This window comes from uncultured Thiodictyon sp. (genome assembly GCF_903828115.1).
In the GTDB taxonomy this organism is placed as follows: domain Bacteria; phylum Pseudomonadota; class Gammaproteobacteria; order Chromatiales; family Chromatiaceae; genus Thiodictyon.
On the sequence record NZ_CAIKKU010000477.1, the window covers coordinates 1 to 7196 of the forward strand.

Here is a 7196-nt window from a genome sequence, read left to right on the forward strand (position 1 = left end):
AATCTCACGCAGAGGCGCAGAGACGCAGAGAACAATCGCGTAAGTCGGGTTACCGTGAAAGCCGCTCCCACAGAGTCCGCGGCTGGACGGCAACCTGTTCCAGGTCCAGCGGCTTCGCGCCGCGGACGCGCAGACCAAGGCGAAGGTGGGTAAAGCGATCTTGCGCTTCGCCGCCGCTCAGGGCTGCGCCAATAAAATCAACTGCTCACCGCGCTGGATCTGGAGGCGGAAGAGCCCGCGCGACTGGCGCAGCACGAGCGTCAGGTCGCGCAGCGTGCCGACCCGCACCCCGTTGACCTCGCGGATCAGGTCGCCCTCGCGCAGGCCCGACTGCCAGGCCGCGCTGTCCTTGGTCACGGGCCCCACCAGCACGGCGCCGCCGCGCCCCCGCGGGTCCCCGAGCAGGGCGCCGGCCAGGTTGGGGGCGAGCTTGTCGGCCGGTATGAAGCCCCGGTAGGGGTCGGCGATCTCGCCCTTGAGCGTCATGGCCCGGCCGTCGCGCAGGATGGCGAGTTCCACCCGGGCACCCACCCGCAGCAGCCCGAAGCGGTTGCGCACGTCGGCCCCGTTGGTCACCGGCCGACCGTCCAGGCGCAGGATCACGTCGCCCTCGCGCAGCCCGGCCGCCGCCGCCGCCGAGTCCGGGTCCACGGCCGAAACCAGGGCCCCGGCCGGGGAGTCGAGCTTCAGGGCCGTCACCAGGTCCGGGGTCAGGTCCTGCACCGCCACCCCGAAGGCACCGCGGCGCACCGCCCCGTGGTCGACGATCTGGTCCATGATGGCGCGGGCCATGTTCACCGGGATGGCGAAGCCGATGCCGATGTTGCCGCCGCCCGGGGCCAGGATGGCGGTGTTGATCCCCACCAGTTCGCCGCGCAGGTTCACGAGCGGCCCGCCCGAGTTGCCCGGGTTGATGGAGGCATCGGTCTGGATGAAGTTCTCGTAGCCCTCGATCCCGAGCCCGGTGCGCCCGAGCCCGCTGACGATGCCGGAGGTGACGGTGCGGCTGAGCCCGAAGGGGTTACCGATCGCGACCACGAAGTCCCCGACCTTGAGCCGGTCGGAGTCGGCGAGCGTCAGGGCCGTCAACCCTTGCGTCGGCACCCGCAGTACCGCCACGTCCGTCGCCGGGTCGGCCCCCACCAGGTCCGCCTTCAGGGTCCGGCCGTCACCCAGGGTCACGCGGATCGCTTCCGCCTTGGCGATCACATGGTGGTTGGTGAGCACCAGCCCGCGGCGCGCGTCCACCAGGACCCCCGAGCCCAGGCTGTTGCTCTCGCGCTCCTGCTGCTGCGGGACCGCGAAGAAGTGGCGGAAAAACGGGTCGCGCAGCAGCGGATTGTCCGCCGCATCGATCCGGGTGACGGTGGAGATGTTGACCACTGCCGGCATCACCTGCTCCAGCATGGGCGCCAGGCTCGGCAGGGGCTGGCCGTCGGCCGTGGCCGGCAGTCCGGCCAGGGTCGGTTGCGGCAGCGCCGACAGGGCGGCCAGGACCACGAGCAGGCAGAGGGGGTCGTTGGTTCGATACTTCATGGGATCAGACTCGGCAATCACCTGCGACGCAAGGTGGTGTCCGCGGGTGCGCAAGGCAACCCGGGGGGCGGGTCAGGGAGTCCCGAGGGCGTCGCGATGGGTTCCCGGCTAGTCGCGGTCCAGGACATAGACGGTGTCGAAAACCTCCTGCCAGGTGAGCCTCTCAGCGGACGAGCGCTTTCCCATCTCCGCTTCGGCATTGCGCTTGGCGATCACGAAGGCCTTGGCCCAGAGGTCCTTGATCACTTGCTCATTCAGGCTCGGGGTCTCGTCGCGGATGTCGCCGATCTCGTCCCGGGCATCCTCGATGCTCGCGATCCAACTGAGCGATCGGCGTTCCGGCTGGCCGTGCCACTTGAGGATGTGCAGCATCAGACGGACCAGTTGACTCTTCAGGGCGCGCTTTTCTGACTTGGACAAGGCGTCGATCAACTCCGCGAGGCCGCTGGCCGCCTCGGCGACGCGGCCTTGCTGCAATTCCTGTTGGATGGCGACGGCCGTTTTGTAGGGTGAATCGGTGGACAGAGTCGGCCAGTTCATAGTCGGGAGAGGCTCAGGGTTGGATTCAAAGGCTGGACGCAAACAGGCCGGGCGGGTGCCCGGCCTACGTGTTACCTGTCACTCGATCCGATCAGGAGCCCTGATCAGGCCGCGGCCTTGACCTCGGTCGCGTTGACCAGCCGCTCCTGGGGTTGGCCACCGCGGATCTCGATCTTGCGGGGCTTCATGGCCTCGGGGATCTCGCGCCGCAGTTGCACATGCAGCAGGCCGTTCTCCAGATGGGCCTCCACTACCCGCACATAGTCCGCGAGTTGGAACTTGCGCTCGAAGCTGCGGTTGGCGATGCCGCGGTAGAGGAAGCGGGTGTCCTGCTGTTCCTCGTCTTCGGTACGGCTACCGGAGACGGTCAGGATGTTCTCCTTGGCCTCGATGGACAGGTCCTTTTCCGAGAAACCGGCCACTGCCATGGTGACGCGGTAGTCATTCTCGCCGCTCACCTCGACGTTGTAGGGCGGGTAGCCGCCGGGCTCGGTGCGGTAGGCGGTTTCCAAGGCGTTCGAGAGCCGGTCGAACCCGATCATGGACCGGAGCAGAGGCGAAAAGTCGATGGTCGTCATCGTCATATCCTCAGGTTGAGCAATATGGATTGGCGCGTTCCGATGAACCGCTGACCCTGTAGACCTCAGGTTGAGCGTCTACATTATGTAAAGTAGACCCGTTGGGCGCGGCTGTCAAGGGTGTCAACGCAAGTTTCATGATGTCCGCTTCCGCGCAAGTTAGAAATGTCCGGTACCGATGTGTTACGCGAACCGACGGATGGTCCTAAGTGGATGGCTGACCGGGGGCTCACGGCCATGAGCCGACATCCGTTCCCCGAATCTCAACGGCCGCAGTGCAACGGACAGTGGACGTTCGCCGCAGCCCTCCGGGGTTATTCTGCTATGCTGTACATCGGCGAGTGTGCTGTCCAAGGCCGGACAAGCCACCAAACGGAACTGCGCAGTCTTGTCCATGCAGATGGGCTACGAACGTTCAGCAACCGTGGTCTGTCCCTGAGGTATCCCCACGAATCTGGGCGAGACATCAGTAGGTTAGCGGAACCCCGGCGTCAGGGCTTCTGCAGTGATCGTGCCCTCGCGAAACCCCGCCCGGCGCTCTCCCAAACGGCGGTTTGCTCCCCGCTTCTCCCCCCGTCGGCCACCGTCGGCCACCGTCGGATCGCACTTTGTCCTTGCAGAGCCCTTTCCTTCGATGTTATGGTCCCCTTACTACAGATGTCGTGCGGTTGAATTTCGAGCAATTCCCGGTGAACCAAATCCAAGTGACTGATTTAAGAAAATCCAGCCTTCTGTCAACCGAAAATTTCGCAAAATGCAGCGCTTTTTTTCAGTAGGTTAGCGTTCGCCGGAAATCGCTGTTGGATTTCCTATCCCTTGAGAAAACACCATGAGCGACAAAAACCAACGGATTTTTATCACCCTTTGCCTGACGGTGTTCCTGGTCTCAGGCGCACTGCTGCCCGGTACGGGACATTGCGAGAAGCTGCGCTTTGTCTTCCTGGCCGACAGCCGGGGAGAGTCTATCAATGATCCGGTCAACTCGGACGTGCTCAGGGCCATCGTCGACAGGATTGTGAAACTCCCGGACAAACCGGCATTTGTGCTGTTCGGTGGAGATATGTCCTACCGGGGGAACATCGACGGCACCTATACGTACCAGGCATGGAAAGACCTTTTCAAGCCCCTGGATGACAACAAGATACCCTTGTATACCGCCATCGGCAATCATGAGCTCTATCGACACGAAAAACATCAGGAAACCGCTGGATTATATCTTGAAAACCAGAAAGAGTACCAAAAGGTCTTTACCGAAAATCCCCGGAACGGCCCGATCGGTTATGACTATCTGACCTACTCCTTTACCTCTCCCGAAGGCGATACTTTTTTTGCTGTGCTTGATCCGTATTATCTGACCGCAGATGAGCCCACGTACGACATGAGCGGGACCATTGATCCCACCCAACTGGCCTGGCTAGAGCTTCAGGTGGCCCTAACCACGGCAACCCACAAAATTCTCTTCATCCATACCCCCTATTACTACGTCGACGGCGGTTCCACGATGGACCCCACGGAACCTCCCGGGGCACCGGATGAAACCTTTACGAATCTCTGGCGCCTCCTGGACGACAACCACTTCGACATCTACGCGTGCGGGCACTCCCATCTCTTTTCCCGCAAGACCATTGACAACAGCATCCCCCCCATACACCAGAGCAGCCCGCCGTTCACCTGGCAGAACAATGTCGTGCAACTACTCAACGGCACCAGCGGCGCCGGAGGGGGGGGTGAAACGGTTTTTTCGGTCAATCCCGTTCTCTGGCATATCAAGAGCGATATAAAAACCTATTATTTCAGTGTGGTGGACATCGATGGCAGCAAGGTGACCGTGAACAGCTATAAGGGGCAAACCGACGCTGACGGGTACGAGGCGTTCGACACCTTTAACACTCCGCCGGACGCAGTGACCCCCGTAACCGTGCAGACCTCGCAGGCGGGCCTCAGTTTCACCGCGGACGGCTACCCCCAAGACACGACGCAAACCTTCACCTGGCTGCCGGGAGACCCCCATGTCATTGCCACGACGTCACCCCAAGGGGTCGGCCACACCCGCTCTGTCTTTACCGACTGGTCCGACAGCGGGGCCTTTCCCGACTGGTCCGACAACGGGGCCATGAGCCGCAGCATCATCGTGCCGGACACACCAATCACCTACACGGCGAACTTTATCACCCAGTACCAGTTGTCTACTGCGGTCAGTCCGGCCGGCACGGGAGTGGTGTCCGTGTCGCCATCAGCCGTCGGCGGCTGGTACAACGCCGGGAGCCAACTGAATCTCAAGGACATCCCTAACCTTGACTACACCTTCCTAACCTGGACTGGGCCGGTGGCTAATCCAAACAGCGCCGCCACCACCTTCACCATGACCGGTCCGGCAACCGTGACCGCCAACCATGCGGGGGTACCGCTCTTGGCCGCGGCATTCGGCGTCAAATCCGGAGTGGTCAACGCCCGCGTCTGGCCGACAATTTTGACCAATGCGGGAAAGCAAGCGGCGCAAACCGCCAAGGTTGACGGACTGAAGCTTACCCAGACCTACCCTGCCACCGGCACACCCTGCAAGCCCGTAGTCACGACGGCGTTGCCGCTCGTCGTGGGGAATATTGCGGTTGGCGCATCTGCCACCGGCAACGTGAGCGTTGACTTTTCGGGTTGCGCGACCGGCGCCCGCTTTACCGCGGTAGCGACCTACAGCGCCGCCAATGGCGGCGGGGGGAGCAAGACCCTGGTAAACCAGTTCCGCTGATGCGCACTCATGACAAACAGGAGGCTCGACATGCTGAAATCCATTCTCCTGCTCACCGCTACTCTGGTCCTGGCCACCTCGCTTCCGGTACGAGGCGCCGGGATCATGACGCTGATCCCGGCCGGTGGGGACCTGTCCGGCATGCCTGGCGCCACCGTCGGCTGGGGTTTCTCCCTCACGGGCGATGCCGACTATTATACGGTGTTCTCTGACGTCACCTACAATTCATTGGCAGGCTGGGGGGATTTTACCGGCTATCTCGCCGACCTCGGTAGCTTTATCGTGGACCCCGGCGCTATGGTCACGCATCCATTCGATGCCGATCTTCAGACCGGGGTGGGAAGTTTCTTCATTCACCTGGATGCAAATCCCGGTTTCATGACGACAGGCATCATCGACGCCACCTACGGATTATTCCGGATTAGTCCCGACGATCTCGCTTTTGATCCCGATTCCGACATCATCTCGCTGGACAACAGATTCAGCAACCCGGCCAGGGTCACGGTCGATCCCGTCCCCGAACCATCCACCTTCTTCCTCCTTGGCGCCGGACTGGGGGGACTGATGTTGCAGCGACGGAGCGAAGAGCGAACGGCTTTGAAATAACAGACGGCTCATCGGGCGAATTGTGTGACCCCTCATGTGCCAGGAAAGGCGTTCCCAAGCTGAAGCAACCACCCGATGGGGTGGGCAAGGTGGGCGGCGCGCGAGCGGGGGGCGTTACGCCCCCGCGGGCATCGCCGGGGCGGGACGCCCCGGCTCCTATGGGTTCAGCTGCGCCTGGAGGTAGTTCTGGAGTCCGATCTTCTCGATCAACCCCAACTGCCGCTCCAGCCAGTAGGCGTGGTCCTCTTCGGTGTCTTTCAGGTTCTGTTCCAGGATGGTCCTGGTCTGGAAGTCGCGCTCCTGCTCGCAGATGGCGATGGCCTGCTTGAGCCCGGCGGCGACGGCATACTCCAGTTGCAGGTCGTTGCCCAGCATGGAGGGCACGTCGGTGCCGACCTGGAGCCCCTCGCGGTGCGTCATGTCCGGGGTCGCCTCCAGGAACAGGATGCGCCGGATCAGGGCGGTGGCGTGCTCCTTTTCTTCCTCGGACTCGTGGTTGATCCGCTCGAAGAGCCGGGTGAGGCCCCAGTCCTCATACATGCGCGAGTGGATGAAATACTGGTCGATGGCGGCCAGTTCGTTGGCGAGCAAGGACTGGAGTTGCTCGATGACCTTGGGTGAGCCTTGCATTGTCGGTCTCCGGCGGGCAGATTCGGTCGGCGTCAGATGGCGGATTGCAGGTAATTTTCCAGGCCCAGGGCGGCGATCAGGGCGACCTGGGTCTCCAGCCAGTCGATGCGCTCCTCGCTCTCCTCCTGGATCTCTTCCAGTTCGTGGCGACTCACATAGTCCTGGTGGGTCTCGCAGTGGCCGATGGCCGCGGCCAGGGCGTCGCGGTAGGCGCGCTCGGCGGTGAGGTCGTGTTGGATGATTTCGGGTACGTCCTCGCCGATCAGGAGCTTGCCCAGATTCTGGAGGTTTGGCAGGCCCTCCAGAAAGAGCACCCGCGCGATGACGTCATCCGCCTCCTTCATGACCGCGACCGAGGCGCGGAAGGCGTGCCCCTCGAGGGTCTTGAAGCCCCAGTGGCCCAACATGCGGGCGTGCAGGAAGTACTGGTTGATGTTGGTCAGGGCCAACTTGAGCACCGCGTTGTGGTGCTGATGGATACTCGGGTCGGTCTTCATGGGCACGGCCTGTCGTTGAACCTGGTGAGCAAGGTTGGGTTCGGCGCGCGGCGGTACAAGCAG

General features: G+C 62.6%; 7 protein-coding genes. 2 read left to right on the top strand and 5 right to left on the bottom strand.

All coding sequences use genetic code 11. The annotated features are described in order from the left end of the window. Nucleotides 1–177: 177 nt before the first annotated feature. From QZY48_RS17525 to QZY48_RS17535, 3 genes are all read right to left on the bottom strand, one after another. Entirely contained in the window at nt 178–1536 is a 1359-nt protein-coding gene (locus QZY48_RS17525) for a DegQ family serine endoprotease (RefSeq protein ID WP_295433389.1), read from the bottom strand. Between the two features lie 108 nt (nt 1537–1644). Further along, nucleotides 1645–2076 (bottom strand): DUF29 domain-containing protein, encoded by a 432-nt coding sequence (locus tag QZY48_RS17530; protein WP_295433391.1) that lies wholly within the window; start codon nt 2074–2076, stop codon nt 1645–1647. A gap of 104 nt (nt 2077–2180) precedes the next feature. Next, the gene (locus tag QZY48_RS17535) at nt 2181–2654 is read right to left on the bottom strand and encodes an Hsp20 family protein (protein WP_100918785.1); all 474 of its coding nucleotides are present in this window, start codon (nt 2652–2654) and stop codon (nt 2181–2183) included. A gap of 829 nt (nt 2655–3483) precedes the next feature. On the opposite strand from QZY48_RS17535, the gene QZY48_RS17540 reads away from it, so the two are divergent. Continuing rightward, the gene (locus QZY48_RS17540; protein ID WP_295433397.1) at nt 3484–5400 is read left to right on the top strand and encodes a metallophosphoesterase; all 1917 of its coding nucleotides are present in this window, start codon (nt 3484–3486) and stop codon (nt 5398–5400) included. A gap of 30 nt (nt 5401–5430) precedes the next feature. Continuing rightward, nucleotides 5431–6006 carry a PEP-CTERM sorting domain-containing protein gene (locus QZY48_RS17545; RefSeq protein WP_295433399.1) on the top strand — a complete coding sequence of 192 codons (576 nt, stop codon included), beginning with the start codon at nt 5431–5433 and terminating at the stop codon, nt 6004–6006. Nucleotides 6007–6162: 156 nt separating this feature from the next. On the opposite strand, the gene bfr (QZY48_RS17550) is transcribed toward QZY48_RS17545, so the two are convergent. After that, the gene (bfr, locus tag QZY48_RS17550; RefSeq protein WP_295433402.1) at nt 6163–6636 is read right to left on the bottom strand and encodes a bacterioferritin; all 474 of its coding nucleotides are present in this window, start codon (nt 6634–6636) and stop codon (nt 6163–6165) included. Nucleotides 6637–6668: 32 nt separating this feature from the next. Beyond that, nucleotides 6669–7133 carry a bacterioferritin gene (gene bfr / locus QZY48_RS17555; protein ID WP_295433406.1) on the bottom strand — a complete coding sequence of 155 codons (465 nt, stop codon included), beginning with the start codon at nt 7131–7133 and terminating at the stop codon, nt 6669–6671. Nucleotides 7134–7196 lie beyond the last annotated feature (63 nt).